At 73.0% G+C, this 16812-nt stretch carries 11 protein-coding genes; 3 read left to right on the top strand and 8 right to left on the bottom strand.

The annotated features are described in order from the left end of the window. Positions 1–162: 162 nt before the first annotated feature. Positions 163–753 (top strand): NUDIX domain-containing protein, encoded by a 591-nt coding sequence (locus AB0M27_RS31815; RefSeq protein ID WP_365726807.1) that lies wholly within the window; start codon positions 163–165, stop codon positions 751–753. Positions 754–759: 6 nt separating this feature from the next. On the opposite strand, the gene AB0M27_RS31810 is transcribed toward AB0M27_RS31815, so the two are convergent. The 7 genes from AB0M27_RS31810 to AB0M27_RS31780 form a co-directional block, all read right to left on the bottom strand. After that, positions 760–3129, bottom strand: coding sequence for a glycosyl hydrolase family 65 protein (locus AB0M27_RS31810; protein ID WP_365726805.1), 2370 nt, complete (start codon positions 3127–3129; stop codon positions 760–762). A 2-nt stretch (positions 3130–3131) separates the two neighbouring features. Then, complete coding sequence (locus tag AB0M27_RS31805) at positions 3132–5330, bottom strand: xanthine dehydrogenase family protein molybdopterin-binding subunit (RefSeq protein ID WP_365726803.1); 2199 nt, start codon at positions 5328–5330, stop codon at positions 3132–3134. Positions 5331–5376: 46 nt separating this feature from the next. Further along, complete coding sequence (locus tag AB0M27_RS31800) at positions 5377–6372, bottom strand: xanthine dehydrogenase family protein subunit M (protein ID WP_365726801.1); 996 nt, start codon at positions 6370–6372, stop codon at positions 5377–5379. After that, positions 6369–6908, bottom strand: a complete 540-nt coding sequence (locus AB0M27_RS31795) for a 2Fe-2S iron-sulfur cluster-binding protein (protein ID WP_365726799.1) — start codon at positions 6906–6908, stop codon at positions 6369–6371. The genes AB0M27_RS31800 and AB0M27_RS31795 overlap by 4 nt, the downstream gene beginning before the upstream one ends. A gap of 94 nt (positions 6909–7002) precedes the next feature. Next, positions 7003–9216 (bottom strand): RICIN domain-containing protein, encoded by a 2214-nt coding sequence (locus AB0M27_RS31790; RefSeq protein ID WP_365726797.1) that lies wholly within the window; start codon positions 9214–9216, stop codon positions 7003–7005. A gap of 24 nt (positions 9217–9240) precedes the next feature. Beyond that, positions 9241–10599 (bottom strand): lectin, encoded by a 1359-nt coding sequence (locus tag AB0M27_RS31785; protein ID WP_365726795.1) that lies wholly within the window; start codon positions 10597–10599, stop codon positions 9241–9243. A 724-nt stretch (positions 10600–11323) separates the two neighbouring features. Next, positions 11324–13453, bottom strand: coding sequence for an ABC transporter ATP-binding protein (locus tag AB0M27_RS31780; protein WP_365726812.1), 2130 nt, complete (start codon positions 13451–13453; stop codon positions 11324–11326). Positions 13454–13570: 117 nt separating this feature from the next. Between AB0M27_RS31780 and AB0M27_RS31775 the strand changes: the two genes are divergently transcribed. Together AB0M27_RS31775 and AB0M27_RS31770 are read left to right on the top strand one after the other, a co-directional pair. Beyond that, positions 13571–14545, top strand: a complete 975-nt coding sequence (locus AB0M27_RS31775) for a lysylphosphatidylglycerol synthase transmembrane domain-containing protein (protein WP_365726793.1) — start codon at positions 13571–13573, stop codon at positions 14543–14545. Positions 14546–14585: 40 nt separating this feature from the next. Beyond that, entirely contained in the window at positions 14586–15350 is a 765-nt protein-coding gene (locus tag AB0M27_RS31770; RefSeq protein ID WP_365726791.1) for a crotonase/enoyl-CoA hydratase family protein, read from the top strand. A gap of 72 nt (positions 15351–15422) precedes the next feature. Here the strand turns inward: AB0M27_RS31770 and AB0M27_RS31765 are convergent, their stop codons facing one another. Continuing rightward, positions 15423–16670: an FAD-dependent oxidoreductase gene (locus AB0M27_RS31765; protein WP_365726811.1), complete on the bottom strand. Its 1248-nt coding sequence runs from the start codon at positions 16668–16670 to the stop codon at positions 15423–15425. Positions 16671–16812: the final 142 nt, after the last annotated feature.

Genomic DNA, 16812 nt, shown 5'->3' with positions numbered 1-16812 from the left:
CAGCTGCCTGAGCCGGTCACGGACGGCCACCCCGGACGGACCGGGCACCACGAACGGCGCCGCCACCTCCCGCAGCCCACCCACCACCAACACCCTCCCCCCAACCCCGCAGAACCCCGTCACCAAACCCAACGACCACCACCCGCCGAGGTCACCCATTCGATGAGAGAACTATCGTTCCCCGTACGCCCACCACAGCCCGAACACTCACTCATCCGCGCCAGAACACACTCGTACGCTGTTCCGCGGCAGCTGTTCACAACCCCCTGCAGTACCGCGCCCGGGTACGCCGGCAAGGGCCGCCCCTCCCCGCATGCCCTGACCGGCGCCGGAGTCGTCGTCACCGACCGGGCGGGGCGGGTGCTGCTGGGCTGGTCGGTGCGGGGCGTCTGGGAACTGCCCGGCGGCAAGAACGACGCGGACGAGGACTTCGCCGCGGCGGCAGTCCGCGAGCTGGAGGAGGAGACGTCCTTGAAGGCCGACCCGGCCGGTGCGCGGGTGCGGGCGATCCTGATGGACTCCGTGCACGGCATCCCCCGGGTGACGGCCGCCGTCCGGGTGAGCGCCTTCACCGGCGAACCCCTCGTCACCGAACCGCTGCTGATCCACCGCTGGGAGTGGCACGAAGTCTACGACCTGCCGTTCCTCGGCGGGCCGTTGTTCACGCCGAGCGCACATGTCCTGGACGCCATGTGGCCCGGTCTGCTGCCGGGGCTCCCGCCCGTCCACCGGTACCCGGTGACGGGCGGCTGAGCGGTGTCACTCCGGGACCACCAGCCGGGCCGCCTCCCCCGGGCCCACCGGGACCACCCGGTCGCGTAGGCAGACGTCGATGGGGGCGCGGTCGGAGTCCGGTACGGCGATCTCCAGCAGGCCGCTGCTCAGGTGCAGATGGACGCCCCAGTGGCCGTGGTAGCGGATGGCGAAGCCGTAGGAGGAGAGTTCGGGGAGCGGGACCGGGTCAAGGCACAGGGCGCCGTCGCGGGTCTCCAGGCCGGTCAGTCCGCGCTGGACGAGGTCGAGGGTGCCGGCCATGGCGCCGAGGTGGATACCCTCGCCGGTGGTGCCGCCCTGCAGGTCGGCGATGTCGCCGCGCAGCGCCTCCTGGACGAAGGCCCAGGCGTCGGCGCGGCGGGCGCGGGTGAGGATCCAGCCGTGGACCAGGCCGCTGAGGGTGGAGCCGTGACTGGTGCGGTGCAGATAGTGGTCGACGGTCGCGGTCCAGGTCCGTTCGTCCAGGCGGTAGCCCAACCGGTTGAAGAGGGACCGGAGTTCGGCGGCCGAGAAGAGGTAGCCGAGCATGAGGACGTCGGCCTGTTTGGACGCCTTGTAGCGGTTCACGGTGTCGCCCTCGGCCTCCAGGATCCGGTCGAGGCGGCGGATGTCGTCGTAGCGCTTGCGGTAGTCGTCCCAGTCGAGCTCGGCGAGGCCGCCGTAGCCCTCGAACTGGCTGATCACCCCGTCGTGGAAGGGGATGTGGAGGGTGCGGGAGATCTCCTCCCAGTGGGCGGGCTCGTCCTCGTCCAGGCCGATGCTCTCGGTGAGTTCGCGGCGGCGCGGCTCGGGCAGGATGTTCAGCAGGTCCAGGGTGCGGGCGAGCACCCAGGTGGCGGTGACGTTCGTGTACGCGTTGTCGTCCAGACCCGGCAGGGCCGCGCCGGGGTAGGCGTCGTGGTACTCGTCGGGGCCCATCACACCCCGGATGCGGTACCGGCCGAGGCGGTCGTCGTAGCTGGCCGAGTCCGCCCAGAAGCGGGCGATCTGCAGCAGCATCTCGGCGCCTTCGCCGTGCAGGAAGTCGGTGTCCCCGGTGGCCTCGCAGTACTGCCAGATGTTGTAGGCCACCGCCGAGCCGACGTGGTGCTGGAGCCGGGAGTGGTCCGCCAGCCAGCGGCCGGAGCGGGGGTTGAGATGGAGTTCCTGGGCCTCCTCGCGGCCGTCGCTGCCGCTCTGCCACGGGTAGAGCGCGCCGCGCCGGCCGAGCTCGCCGGCCGCGTGGCAGGCGGCGTCCAGACGCCGGTGCCGGTAGTGGAGCAGGGCCCGGGAGACCTCGGGGAGGTGCAGGTTGAGGTAGGGCAGGACGAAGAGTTCGTCCCAGAAGACATGGCCGCGGTAGGCCTCGCCGTGCAGTCCGCGGGCGGGGACGCCGGCGTCGAGGTCGGCCGTGTGCGGCGACAGGGTCTGCAGCACGTGGAACAGGTGCAGGCGCAGGATGCTGCCCGCCTCCCCGGGCACCTCCAGCGCGGTGCGCCGCCACAGCTGCTCCCAGGCCGCGGCGTGCGTCTCCAGCAGGACGTCGAAGTCGGGGGCGGCGCCGACGCGGTCGACGGCCGCGTCCAGCGGGTCGCCGATGGCGGGGTCGTGCGAGGTGTGCAGCGCGACCGTCTTGTCGACGGTGACGGTACGGCCGGGCGTCAGGCGCAGCTTCGCGTGCTGGACGGCGCGCAGGGCTTCGTGCGCCGTCGCCACCGGCGCGTCGGTGGCCAGCCGGGCGGCCAGGACGCATTCTATGCGGGAGGTACGGGTGTGGCAGCGCAGCCACATCGCGCCGTGTGCGGCGAGGCCGGTGCGGATCTGGGTGAGGTGCCGGCCGTCCAGGTCCCGGTAGCGGGCCACACCGGAGTTGGTGACGCGTCCGTCGAGCGCGGACTCGATTTCCAGCTCGGCCCGGTCGCCCTCGACGGTGAACTCGCTGCGGAGCGCCGCGACATGACGGTCAGCCAGGTGGGCCAGACGCAGCTGGCGCACATGCAGGGTGCCGCCGCCGTCGAGGCCGTAGCTGGTGCGGCGTTCCAGCAGGCCGGGGTCGAGATGGAGCGTCAGGTGATGTTCGGTGACAGGGGCGGAGTCCGGGGTGAGCCAGGCGCCGCCCGCCTGACGGAAGCGCAGCGGCAGCCAGTTGGGGAGGTTGACCATGTCCTCGTTCTCGACCCGGCGTCCGGCGACCTCGGAGGTGAGCCGGTTGTAGCAGCCGGCCACGTAGGTGCCCGGGTAGTGGACGTCGTCGGCGGTGCACTCGGGCAGGGCCCCGCGCGTGGCGAAGTACCCGTTGCCCAGGGTGCACAGCGACTCCCGCAGGCGTTCCTCCTCGGGCCGGTAGCCCTCGTACTCCCAGGTCGGTCCCGTCACGGTCACCCCTCGGACAGCAGGCCGGTGAGGATCCGGTCGGGGGTGAGGGGCAGTTCGCGGTAGCGGATGCCGGTGGCGTGGTGGACGGCGTTGCCGATGGCGGCCGCGGTGCCGACGATGCCGATCTCGCCGATGCCCTTGCTGCCCATGGGGTTGAGGTGCGGGTCGTCCTCGTCGATCCAGTCGGCCTCGATGTGCGGGACGTCCGCGTGCGCGGGCACGTGGTAGGAGGCGAGGTCCGCCTCGGTGAAGTCGCCGAACGCGGGGTCCATCGTGCTGTGTTCGGTGAGGGCCATGCCGAGACCCATGGTCATGCCGCCGGTGAACTGGGAGCGCGCCGTACGGGAGTTGAGGATCCGCCCGGCGGCGAAGATCCCGAGCAGCCTCCGTACCCGGGTCTCGCCGGTGACGGTGTCGACGGCGACCTCGGCGAAGTGGGCCCCGAAGGCGTGCCGGGCGTAGGGGCTGTCGGCGTCGGCCCGCCCGGCGGTGTCGGCATGGGTCTCGATACCGTCGGCGGGCAGCGGCCCGTTGTGCGCGGCGAGCCGGGAAGCCAGCTCGGCGCACGCGTCGTGCACGGCCCAGCCCCAGGAGGCGGTGCCCATGGAGCCGCCGGCCAGCCAGGCCGACGGCAGGTCGCTGTGCCCGATCTCGGTGCGGACCTGCTCCAGCGGCGCGCCGAGGGCGTCGGCGGCGATCTGGGCGAGGACGGTACGGGCCCCGGTGCCGATGTCGGTCGCGTTGATGCGGACGGTGCAGGTGCCGTCGGGCAGGGCCCGGGCGGTCGCGGTGGCCGGGACGGCCGCGGCCGGGTAGGTGGCCGCGGCCACGCCGGTGCCGATGAGCAGCGGGCCCTCGCGGCGCATGCCCGGGCGTGGATCGCGCTCGGCCCAGCCGAAGCGGCGGGCGCCCTCGCGCAGGCACTCCACGAGGTGCCGGCTGCTGAACGGTTTGCCGCTGCCGGGCTCGCGCTCGGGTTCGTTGCGGACGCGCAGTTCCACCGGGTCCATGCCGAGGGCGTCGGCGAGTTCGTCCACGGCCGACTCCAGGGCGTACATGCCGGGCGCCTCGCCGGGGGCGCGCATCCAGGACGGGCTGGGCACGTCGAGCGGGACCACCCGGTGGGTGCTGAGCAGGGCCGGGGTGGCGTACATGACGCGGGCGGGCACCGCGGCCTGCTCGACGAACTCCTTCACCCGGGAGGTGTGGGTGGTCGCCTCGTGCAGCACGGCGGTGAGCCGGCCGTCCGCGTGCGCGCCGAGGCGCAGCCGCTGCACGGTGGGGGCGCGGTGGCCGACGGTGGTGGGCAGGTACCGGCGGGGGCAGGCGAGGGTGACGGGCCGGCCGGTGCGCCGGGCGGCCATGGCGGCGAGGACGACGTCGGGGCGCGGGGTGCCCTTGGAGCCGAAGCCGCCGCCGACGTGCTCGGTGACGACGGTGATGCGGTCCTCGGGCAGCTCGAACAGCTGGGCGAGGACCTCCCGCACGGTCGTACCGCCCTGGCTGGAGGTGTACACGGTGAGCCGGTCCCCGTCCCAGTGGGCCGTGCTGGCGTGCGGCTCCATGGGGTGATTGTGCAGCGGCGGCACCCGGTAGGTGGTGTCGACGCGGACCTCGGCGGTGGCGTAGGCGGACTCCGGGTCGCCGTTCTCGACGCGGCCCGGATAGCCGGCGTTGGCCTCCGCCGGCTCGTAGGCGTGCGGGTGCCCGGGGTCCAGATCGACGTCGTGGGGTTCGGCCGAGTAGGTGACGCGTACCGCCCGGGCGGCCGCGCGGGCCGTCTCCAGGGTGTCGGCGACGGCCAGGGCCACGCACCAGCCCCGGTGCGGCACGTGCGGGCCCTGCAGAACCGCGAGCATGGCGTCCCCGGGTTCGGCGAGGCGCGGGGCGTCGTCGGGGGTGAGCACGGCGAGGACTCCGGGCAGGGCGAGGGCGGCCCAGGTGTCGACGGCGGTGACCCGGCCGCGCGCGACCGCGGCCGGCACGGTCCAGGCGTGGGCACGGCCGGGCAGGCTGTACTCGGCGGCGTAACGGGCGATGCCGGTGACCTTCTGCAGCCCTTCCCGGCGCTCGGCGGGCACGCCCAGGGCGCTGCCCTGGGCCGGGTCCCCGGCGGGTCGGCGCTCGCCGAAAGCCCCGCCGGGGGCCGTGTTCCGGGCGTCGCGGCGCTCTGCGGGAGTGCCCGGGGGGTTGCCGGTCATGGGTTCCTCCTGCTCTGCCTGCTCTGCTCGCTCCTCCCGCGCCGGTTCAGGCCACCGCCGGGGCCGGGGCGAGACGGTTCAGGACGTCCAGGGCGAGATTGCGGGCCAGGGGCACCTTGTAGGCGTTGTCCCGCAGCGGCTCGGCGTGCGCGAGTTCCAGCGCCACGGCTGCCTCGAAGGCGGCGGGGGTCGCGGGGGCGCCCAGCAGGGCCAGCTCGGTGTGCCGGGCCCGCCAGGGCCGGTGGGCGAGCCCGCCGAAGGCGATCCCCGCGTGGTCGACGACGCCGTCCGCGACCCGCAGCACGACGGCCACGGACGCGAGGGCGAAGGCGTACGACGCCCGGTCGCGGGCCTTGCGGTACGCGGACGGGATGCCGGCGGTGGCCGACGGGAGCACCACACCGGTGATCAGTTCGCCAGGGCAGATCCAGGTGTCCCGGTCGGGATGCTCGCCCGGCAGCCGGTGGAACTCGGCCGCCGGAAGCCGCCGGGTGCCCTCGGTGCCGTACAGCTCGACCTGGGCGTCCAGCGCGGCGAGGGCGACGGCCATGTCGGACGGGTTGGTGGCGATGCAGTGCTCCGAGTGGCCGAGGACGGCGTGGTCGCGGTGGACGCCGTCCCGGGCGCCGCAGCCGCTGCCGGGCTCGCGTTTGTTGCAGGGTTTGTCCAGGTCCTGGAAGTAGGGGCAGCGGGTGCGCTGGAGCAGGTTGCCGCCGGTGGTGGCGGCGTTGCGCAGCTGCCCGGAGGCGCCCGAGAGGAGCGCCTGGGACAGCGCCGGGTAGCGGTCGCGGACGCGGGGGTCGGCGGCCAGGTCGCTGTTGCGGACGGTGGCGCCGACGCGCAGGGAGCCGTCGGGCAGCTCCTCGATGCCGGCCAGCGGCAGCCGGCCCACGTCGATGAGCAGGGCGGGCCGCTCCACGCCGAGTTTCATCAGGTCGACCAGGTTGGTGCCGCCGGCCAGATAGCGGGCGCCGGGGTGGGCGGCGTACGCCTCGACGGCCTCCGGGACGCTGCCGGGCCTGAGGTATCCGAAGCCGTTCACCGGATCACGTCCTCCACCGCCTCGACGATGCGCGGGTACGCGCCGCAGCGGCACAGGTTGCCGCTCAGACGCTCGCGGATCTCGGGCCGGTCCAGTGGGACGGGCCGGCCGGAGGGGGCCGCGGGGTCGGTGACGTGGGAGGGGTGGCCGGCGGCGGCCTCGGCGAGCATGCCGACGGCGGAGCAGATCTGCCCCGGGGTGCAGTAGCCGCACTGGAAGGCGTCGCGGTCGAGGAAGGCCCGCTGCAGCGGGTGCGGCTCCTCGCCGTCGCCGCCGAGGCCCTCGACGGTGGTGATCTCGCTGCCGTCGAGGGCGACCGCGAGCAGCAGGCAGCTGTTGAGGCGGCGGCCGTCGGCCAGCACGGTGCAGGCACCGCACTGGCCGTGGTCGCAGCCCTTCTTCGCCCCGGTGAGGCCGAGGTCCTCGCGGAGCAGGTCCAGCAGGACGCGCCGGTGGTCGACGTGCAGGGTGTGGGGCTTCCCGTTGACCCGGAGGGTGATCTCCGATGCGGGAGAGAGCTGGTTTTCTCTGGTCATGGCAGGGGTGGCCTTCCGGACGGGCCCTGGTGTCCGTCCAGTCCGCGTATCCACGCGGCGGTGCCTCACACGTCCGGGAGGCCACACCCTTCGCTCACGGGTAGCGGACCAGGTCCGCGACGTTGGTCGAGGAGTTCGAGGGTCCTCCGGTGCTGTTGATGACGTGGCTGATGGTGCCGGTACCGCCGAGGGAGACGGTGACCATGCTGGTGAAGCGGACGTTCGGGTTGTCCGGCACCTCGAAGGCACGGTCGGCGCTCACGCTCGGGTTGACGTTGAAGTAGCAGTAGCTGCCGAGGCCGTACGCCTGGTGGCTGGTGACCGAGTCGGCGACCTTGTAGGCGGCGTAGCCCTTCGTGGAGCCGTTCATCCACGCGGACTGGTTCGGCGGGTCGTACGGCATCTCGTTCTGGAAGAAGTAGGTGCGGCCGCCGTTGCCGTTCCAGATCACCTGGTACTTCTGGAAGTGCTCCACGAACAGGCCGTACATCGTCACGTCGTTTCCGTTGACGACGAGTCCGGTGTCGGCGGTGTTGCTGGTCCAGCCGACGCCGCTGCCGTGGTCGGCACGCCAGATCCACATGTGGTCGCCGATGACGTTGTTGCTGTTGACGGCGAGGCTGGTGGCCGCCTTGCCGACGCCCGCGCCGCCGATGCGGAAGTAGACGTCGTGCAGGGAGGTCGGGTCGGCCGCGTGGGAGGCGGTGGAGCCGGCCGGCCCGACCTCGACCAGGGTCTTCGAGCTGGTGGTGCCGGCGTCGAAGAGCAGGCCCGCGATCTTGACGCCGTCGACGTCGGCGACGGTCATCGCGGTGATGCCGTTGTCCGGGACGAAGGTGGCGAGCCCGAGGCCTAGGACGACCGTGTCGGGGCGGGTCACCTTCAGGGTCTGGTCGAGGTGGTAGACGCCGGGCGTGACGAGCAGGTTCTGACCTGCCGCGAGAGCTGCGTTGATCTGTGCGGCGGTGGCGCCGGGCTTGACGACGTAGAACTGGCTGAGCGGCAGCGAGGTGCCCTGCGGGCTGCCGCCGGCCCAGCTGGTGCCCGTGGTGTTGGAGCGCACGGACGGCACGAACACCTGGTAGGTGCCGGAGCCGTCCACGTAGAGGAACGGCTTCTCACGGGTGACCGGGCTCTGGGCGACGGTGGTGTACGGCGGGTCGGGGAAGCTGGTGGACGGGACGCCCTGGCTGCCGGCGAACACCATGTTCCAGTTGGACCCCGTCCAGCTGCCGAGCTGGGAGTTGCGGGTCAGCCACTGCTGCTGCGAGCCGGAGTTGACCTGTCCGTCCACCTTGCTGTCGGCGAGGTAGCCGCCGGACGACCAGCCGCCGTCGTCCAGGGCGAGGTTGCCCCGCAGATGCATCCGCCGGTACGGCGCGGCCTGCGAGACCGCCCAACGGTCGTTGCCGTTCGCCGGGTTGACCGAAAGGTTCTCGGCTCCGCGCCAGAAGTTCTGCGTGGCGTTGCCCTGGAACCAGTCGGCCTCGGCGTGCACGGCACCGTTGATCGACACCGCGTCCGGGGTCAGGCCGAGCCCGAGCACCTGGGTGTAGAAGCCGACGTTGACGTCCGCGCTGTAGGCGCCGGGCTTGAACAGGACGGCGTAGCGCTGGGAGCCGAACTGGTTGGACTCCTGCTGTTTGAAGAGGGAGTCCAGCCGGCTCTGGATCGTGGACGACGACATCGACGGGTCGAAGACGACGACGTTGGGTCCGAGGTCCGGGTCGCTGTTCGACTGGGTCACCGGAACCACCTGGAAGCGCTGGGCGGCGGTGCCGTTGCAGGTGTACTGCACGAACTGCACGCTGTCGGCGGTCGAGGCACCGGGGTCGTCCAGGCACTTGCCGCTGTTCTTGTTGACGAAGTGGAAGGCGCCGCCTCCGTCGTCCACTGCCTGCCACTGCTGGTTGGCGCCGCCGCCGTAACTCCACAGATGGACGGGCGCGTTGTCGGCCGTGGACACGTCGCTGACGTCGACGACCTGGCTGGTGTTGTTGCGGTTGTCGATGTGGACGTAGCCGTTGCCGGCGTCGGTGAAGCGCCATTGCTGGGCGTTCGTGCCGTTGCAGGTGTACTGCTGGACGGCGGTGCCGTTCGCGGTGGCGGCGGCCCTGGCGTCGAGGCACTTGCCGCTCACGGCGTTGATGACCGTCGCGAAGCCGGTGGGCAGGGCGGCGGCCTGGGCGGTGGCGGCGTGCGCGCGCCCGGCGCCGAGCAGGGGCGTCGGCGCGGCGGTGAGCAGGGCGGCGGCCGCTGCCGCGACGAGGGCGACGGCCGTCGGTCCGCGGCGTGGACGAGGAAACACGGGTTCTCCTGGGGGGTGGCGGGATCAGCCGGTGTAGCCGGCGAAGACGCGGGTGTAGTCCCAGTCGGACTGGCTCACGCCGGAACAGCTGTCGGCGGGACCGCCGGTGCACGGCCGGTCGCGGTTGGCGGACCAGAAGGTGAGCCGGGCGAGGTGGTGCGCCTGCGCGTAGGCCAGGATCGTCCGGAAGTCGTTCACCGTGACGGTCTCGTTGTTGTCGGTGATGCCGTTCATGGACGAGATGCCCATGTCCCGGTAGGCCTGGTCGTCGCTGTAGTGATAGGCGTTCTTCAGCGCGTTCTTCAGGCCCTCGGCGGCCTGCGTGGTGAGGTTGCCCATGTTCTGTCCGGCGCCGCCGAAGTCGAACGGCATGATGGCCCAGGCGTCCACGGTCAGGCCGGAGGAGGCGGCCCGGTTGATGAGGCTGGTGTCGGGCCCGCTCTGCCCGGTGCCGATGGTGATGTACACCTTCAGCCCCGGGTTGCTGGCCTTGACGGTCTTCAGTGCGTCGACGGTCCGCTGCTGCACGGTGCCGTTGCTGTAGGCGTCGGCCTCGATGTCGATGTCGATCGCCTTGAGGCCGTAGGCGTTGATGACCTTCTGGTAGGCCGCCGCCAGCTCGCTCGCACTGGAGCAGGAGCTCTCCAGCTTGTTGCCGCTGTAGCCGCCGAAGGACGGGATGACGTCACCGCCGCCTGCCCGCACGGTGTTGACGGTCTGCTGGTCGACCCCGCCGGTCAGCGGGCGGCTGCCGTCCCACTGCGGGTTGCAGTAGCCGTTGCTGAGCACGAAGGCGAGGGTGAACCACTTCACGCCCGTGGCCTGGGTGATGGTGGTCGGGTTGGGCGGGCTGCCCCATCCGTTGTAGAGGTACGGCGCGACGGCCATCGGCGCGGACGGGGTGCCGTCGCCCCCGCTCGCGGGCGCGTTCCACTTCTGGTTGGCGCCGCCGCTGCAGCTCCAGATCTGGGTCCGGGTGCCGTTGGCGGAGTTGTTGTCGGTGACGTCCAGGCACTTGTCCGCCTGCGGGTTGACGATGTCGTGTGCGGCGGTGACGGTCCACTTCTGGTTCGCGCCGCCGGTACAGCTCCACAGCTGCACCTTGGCGCCGTCGGCGGTCGAATTGCCGGTCACGTCGAGGCACTTGCCGAGGGCGCGGATGGTGCCGTCGCTGCCGACCGTCCACTGCTGGGCGTTGGTGCCGTTGCAGTCGTAGAGCTGGACGGGCGTGCCGTCGGCCGAGTTGGCCCCGGCGACGTCGAGACACTTGCCGGCGAGCCCGGTGATGGCTCCGGTCGCGGCCTGGGCGGGGGAAGCGGTGAGCAGTCCGGCCGAGAGCGCGAGGACGCCGAGGGAGACGGCTGCGGGGAGAGGTCTGGCCATGGGCGGAAGCGGCCTTTCGCGTGGGGGGTGCGGCCCAACACCGGTGAACAGAGTGAGTGTTGGGGCGTCCGCAGGCTTTGTTTAAGGCGTGAAACTAAAGGTCCGGACCAGCGGAGTCAAGGGCTACGGCAGTAACTCGCCACGTGGGCTGGGACGTCGGGTGATGATGGCAGAATGATCGACTACCACGAGGAGGTGCCGGCGGTACGACGCGTCCCGGGGCCGGGGCCACGGGCGCGGGCAGCGGCGAGGGCCTTGGAGGAGCTGTTGCCGCAGCGGCCCGGCGCGGTCCTTGCTCCTGCCTGTGACACCGGGATCGTGACGGGGCGGGTGCTGCGACCGAGGCGGACCTTGCTGGGGCGTGGGCCGTTCGGCGGGGATGCTCGGGCTCGCGGCGCGGCGCGTACCGCGCGGGGTTGATCCGGGCTGACGCGACCCGGCTGCCCCGGAAACCAGGTGGCGCGGACGCGGTGGTGATCGTCCGGCTGCCGTATCTGCTGCCCGACTCCACCGTAGGCCCGGGGTGCTCGTCAGCCCGGTCGACAAGACGATGCCTACTTCGTCGCGGACAGGGCCGCGGCCCTGTCCGGGCCGTGCCGCGCCGCGCCGCGCCCGCGTCGTAACGGGTCACGGCGCCACCCGAGCCGAGCGCGCCATGGCTGCTGGCCGTGCCCCGAAGGTTGGAGCGGGGGCGGTTCGCGAAGTCGAGGCAGCCGTGCGGGGCCTACGCCGGTGTCACCCCGATCGGCTCGGTCGCCTCGCCCAACCCCGCAATCCCCTCCGCCGACTCAGTCGCCTCGGCCGACACCGCAATCCCCTCAGCCGACTCGATCGCCTCGCCCAACTCGACAGTCCCCTCAACCGGATCAGTCGCCTTGCCCAGCGGCACAATCCCCTTAACCGACCCAGTAACCTCGCCCAACCCCGCAATCCCCTCCGCCGACTCAGTCGCCTCGGCCGACACCGCAATCCCCTCCGCCGATGCCGTCACGGCACCCTCCCGTTCGGCGAACTGGGTCCGGTACAGCTCCGCGTACCGTCCTCCGTCCGCCAGCAGCTCCTCGTGCGTGCCGCGTTCCACGATCCGGCCGGACTCCACGACGAGGATCTGGTCGGCGGCCCGGATCGTGGACAGGCGGTGGGCGATGACCACGGCGGTGCGGCCCTCCAGGGCCTCGGTGAGGGCTTCCTGGACGGCCGCCTCGGAGGTGTTGTCCAGGTGGGCGGTGGCCTCGTCCAGGATGACCACGCGCTGGCGGGCCAGCAGCAGCCGGGCGATGGTCATGCGCTGGCGTTCGCCGCCGGAGAGCCGGTAGCCGCGCTCGCCGACCACCGTGTCCAGACCGTCGGGCAGGGACCGTATGACCTCGGCCAGGCGGGCGCGGCCCAGCGCGTCCCAGAGGTCGTCGTCCGTCGCCTCCGGGCGGGCCAGCAAGAGGTTGGCGCGGACCGTGTCGTGGAAGAGGTGACCGTCCTGGGTGACCATGCCGAGCGCGCCGCGCAGGGAGGCGGCCGTCAGGTCGCGGACGTCGACGCCCCCGATGCGGACGGCGCCCGCGTCGACGTCGTACAGGCGCGGGAGCAGCTGGGCGATGGTGGACTTGCCGGCGCCCGAGGAGCCGACGAGGGCGACGGTCTGGCCGGGTTCGGCGCGGAAGGAGATGCCGTGCAGGACCTCGGAGCCACCCCGGTTATCGAGGGCGGCGACCTCCTCCAGGGAAGCGAGGGAGACCTGGTCGGCCGAGGGGTACGAGAAGCGGACGTCCTCGAACTCGGCGGCGACCGGACCCTCGGGGACCTCGCCGGCGACCGGCTTCTCCTCGATCAGCGGCTTGAGGTCGAGCACCTCGAAGACCCGCTCGAAGCTCACGAGCGCGCTCATCACCTCGACCCGGGCTCCGGCCAGCGCGGTCAGCGGGGCGTACAGGCGGGTCAGCAGCAGGGCGAGGGAGACGACCGCGCCCGCCTGCAGGGTGCCGTGCAGCGCGAACCAGCCGCCGAGGCCGTAGACGAGGGCCAGCGCGAGGGCGGAGACCAGGGTGAGGGAGGTGATGAAGACGGACTGGGCCGTGGCCGTGCGGACGCCGATGTCACGGACCCGGGCGGCGCGGGCCGCGAACTCCGCCGACTCCTCCTCCGGGCGGCCGAACAGCTTGATCAGGGTGGCGCCGGGCGCGGAGAAGCGCTCGGTCATCCGGGTGCCCATGGCCGCGTTCAGCGCCGCCGCCTCGCGCTGCATACGGGCCATCCGGGTGCCCATGCGGCGGGCCGGCAGCACGAACACCGGCAGCAGCACCAGCGCCAGCAGGGTGATCTGCCAGGACAGGGTGAGCATCACCGCGAGGGTGAGCAGCAGGGTGACCAAGTTGCTGACCACGCCGGACAGGGTGTTGGCGAAGGCCCGCTGGGCGCCGATCACGTCGTTGTTGAGACGGCTGACCAGCGCGCCCGTACGAGTCCGTGTGAAGAACGCGACGGGCATGCGCTGCACATGATCGAACACAGCCGTTCTGAGGTCGAGGATGAGTCCCTCCCCGAGCGTCGCCGACAGGCGCCGGCCGAGGATGCCCAGCCCCGCCTCCGCGAGGGCGACGAGCGCGATGAGCAGGGAGAGCCGGACCACCGTGCCGGAGTCGTGCCCCGCCACGATCGCGTCGACGACGCGGCCGGCGAGCACGGGGGTGGCCACGGCGAGCAGCGCGGTCACCACCCCGAGCACCACGAACCGGACGATGCCCGCGCGGTGCGGGCGGGCGAAGGCGGCGATACGGCGCAGCGTGGCGCGGGCGAACGGACGGCGATCGGCCTGCGCCGTCATGACACTATGCAGCTGCATCCATGCGGTGGTCTCCATGCTCATGGAAAAGAACGTAGAACCTCAAGCTTCGTTGAGGTCAATGTTCCTGCCTTTTCACCCGCCGTTGGTACGGCTTCACCCGCCGTTGGTATGGCGCGGAAAACCTCTGCTGATGTGACTGCCGTCCCGCTTCCCCCACCTCCCCGGGGACGACTCCCCCGTCGCGTCCCCGTCCGCCAGGTGTTGTGCCTGGTGCCGCTCGCGCTGGTCGCCGTCGTCGCCGTACGGAACCGTTCCCTGCTCGCCGAGGGCTTCGGCCAGCTGCGCAGCGCATCCTGGCCGTGGCTGCTCGCGGCGGCCGGCGCCACCTGCCTGACCTGGGTGGCCGCCGCGTTCACCCGCCAGGGCGCGGTGGTGCAGCCGCTGCCGAAGGGACGGCTGCTGGCCACCCAGTTCGCGGCGGCCTCGGCCAACCATCTGCTGCCCACCGGGCTGGGGGCGGGCGCCGTGAACCTGCGCTTCATGACCGTGTGCGGGGTGCCGCTGGCCCGCTCCTCGGCCGCGCTCGCCCTGTACCTGCTGGCCGAGTCCGTGGGCCGGGTCGGTCTGCTGTCCGTGCTGCTGCTGGCCTTCCCCGACGCGCTGCGGCTCGGCCCCCTGCTGCCCGACGGCTCGACCGTGCCGCTGCTGCTGGGCGCGGCCGGCCTGCTGGTGGTGGCGGCGGCCGTCGTGGCCCTCGTACGGCCGCTCCGCACTCGCGTGTGCGCGTTCGTCCGGGACGCCCTCGGCGAGGCACGGTCGGTGCACACCCGGCCGTCCCGGGCCCTGGCCCTGTGGGGTGGCTCGCTGGCCTTCCCGGCCCTGCAGGCGGCCGGTCTCGCCGCGGTCGGCCAGGCGCTCAGGCTGCCGGTGCCGGTGGCGCACATGGCGCTCGCCTACCTCGCGGCCACCGTCGCGGTGGCGCTGGTCCCCACACCGGGCGGCCTGGGTTCGGTCGAGGCGGCCCTGATCGTGGCCCTGGTCGCGGTGGGCGGGCCGGCCGCGGTGGCCACCGCGGTGGTCCTCGCCTACCGGATCATCACCGTGTGGGTGCCGCTGCTGCCCGGGGCGCTGACCCTGGGGGCGCTGGTCCGGTTCAAGGTCATCTGAGGCAGAGTGGCCTTCCCGACCAGAACAAGGAGGGCTTCCCATGCCGGTCCGCGTGGAGCGCACGGAGTACGTCACCACGGTCGTCCTCTCCCGACCTCAGGCCCGCAACGCGGTGGACGGTCCCACGGCCGCCGCACTCGCCGATGCCTTCCGCGAGTTCGAGGCGGACGATCGTGCCCGGGTCGCGGTGCTGTGGGGCGAGGGCGGCACGTTCTGCGCGGGGGCGGACCTGAAGGCGATCGGTACCGAGCGCGGCAACCGCGTGGCGGAGGACGGCGACGGCCCGATGGGGCCGACCCGGATGCGGCTGTCGAAGCCGGTGATCGCCGCCGTCGCCGGGCACGCGGTGGCGGGCGGCCTCGAACTCGCCCTCTGGTGCGATCTGCGGGTCGCGGAGGAAGACGCCGTGTTCGGGGTGTTCTGCCGCCGCTGGGGCGTACCGCTGATCGACGGCGGCACGGTACGGCTGCCCCGGCTGATCGGCACCGGCCGGGCCATGGACATGATCCTCACCGGCCGCCCGGTACCGGCCCGCGAGGCGTACGAGATGGGGCTCGCCAACCGCGTCGTGCCGACGGGACGGGCCCGCGCCGAGGCCGAGGCGCTGGCCGCGGACATCGCCCGCTTCCCGCAGGCCTGCCTGCGCAGCGACCGCACGTCGGCCCTCGACCAGGAGGGGCTGGACGAGGAGACGGCACTGCGCGGTGAACTCCGTTACGGACTGGGCGTGCTGGCGCAGAGCGCGGAGGGTGCCGCCCGGTTCGCCTCCGGGTCCGGGCGGCACGGGTCGTTCACCGATATGTGAACCGCCCCGCCTCGTCGAGTCCGGCCAGTACCCGCACCAGGCGCCGCTGCCGCTCGCCCGGGTCCGGCCCGTTCAGCCCACGCTCACCACGACCGCGCCGCCCTTCGGGTCGACCCGGCCCGTCCAGCGTGCGGTGAGGGTCAGGGGGCGGTTCGGCAGCGAGGTCCCGAGGCCCGGCCGCTCCCGGTGCAGGAGGCGGCCGTCCTGGTGGACCCGGAGGACCGGGCGGGTCAGCGGGACGTCGGTGCGCAGGAGGTAACGGGCGGGCGGGTCGGCCGGGGTGATGCGGTTCGGGGCGATCCAGCGCAGCGGCGCGTCGACGGCGAGCGGGACTCCGGGGTCCGGCCAGGGAGCGCCCGCCAGGAAGTCCAGGACGGCATCGGCCACCCGGGCGCCCTCGTCGGCGGACGTGCCGGCGCGCTCGACGGCGTGCAGGACGTTCCCTGCGGCGAAGACCCCGGGGCGGGAGGTGTGCAGGGCACCGTCGACGGCGGGGCCGCGGGTGCCGGGGTCCAGGGCGAGGGCGCCGCGGCGGGCGAGTTCGTGGTCGGGGACGAAGTCGCCGGTGAACACGACGGTGTCGCAGGCCAGTACGGCCGTACGGCCGTCGCGATGGTGGACGCGGACCCCGGACAGGCGGCCGTGGCCGAGGAGTTCGGTGACCGTGGTGTGCGTCAGCAGCGGAACGCGGTCGCGCAACCGGGCCGACCGGGCACGGGCCCGGCCGGTCTGGGCCCGCGGGTGTTCGGTGACCAGCGCGACGACCTCGGCGCCGGCCGCGCGCACGGTGGCGGCCGCCGCGTACGAGACGTCCTCGGCGCCGACGACGACCGCGCGGGTGCCGACCTGCTGCCCGAACAGATGGACCGCCTGCTGGAGCTCTCCCGTGCTGAAGACACCGGCCGGGCGGCTACCGGGCACCAGCCGGGCGGTGCGCGGGCGTTCGCGGGCACCGGTGGCCAGGACGACGGCCCGCGCCTCGATGATCTCCGGCCCGCCGGGGCCGACGGCGGTGAGCACCGTACCGGTACGGGATCCGACGGCGCCGGACACCGGACCGCCACCGGGACCCTCAGGAGCCGCGCTCGCCGGCCCGCCCTGGTCCGGTCCGGCCGTGTTCGCCCGTACGGCCCGGCTGCTTCCCGCGGGCCCCGCCGTGAACATCCCGGCCGCGCCTCGGTCCCCATCGCCCGGACTCGGCTCGGATCCCCTGGCCACCGCCGGGTCCGCGTGATCCGGACCCGCCTCGGACGCCCCGGCGACCGCGGAGTCCGCAGCGCCCAGCCCCGCGCCGGAGGCGCCTGCCGCCGCCGGGTCCACACCGCCCGGCCGCGTGCCGGACGGCCCAGCCGCCCCCGCGTCCGTGGCTTCCGCGGTCGCCGACGGCCCGGCCCCCACCCAGTCCAGGACCGTCACCCCGGTCCGGATCACCGCGCCCGCCCGCACGGCGGCCTCTGTCAGC

The sequence above is a fragment of the Streptomyces sp. NPDC052107 genome, from assembly GCF_040680215.1.
Taxonomy (GTDB): domain Bacteria; phylum Actinomycetota; class Actinomycetes; order Streptomycetales; family Streptomycetaceae; genus Streptomyces.
Note: the sequence above shows the minus strand (reverse complement) of the source record. Positions and strands in the feature narration are given on the sequence as shown.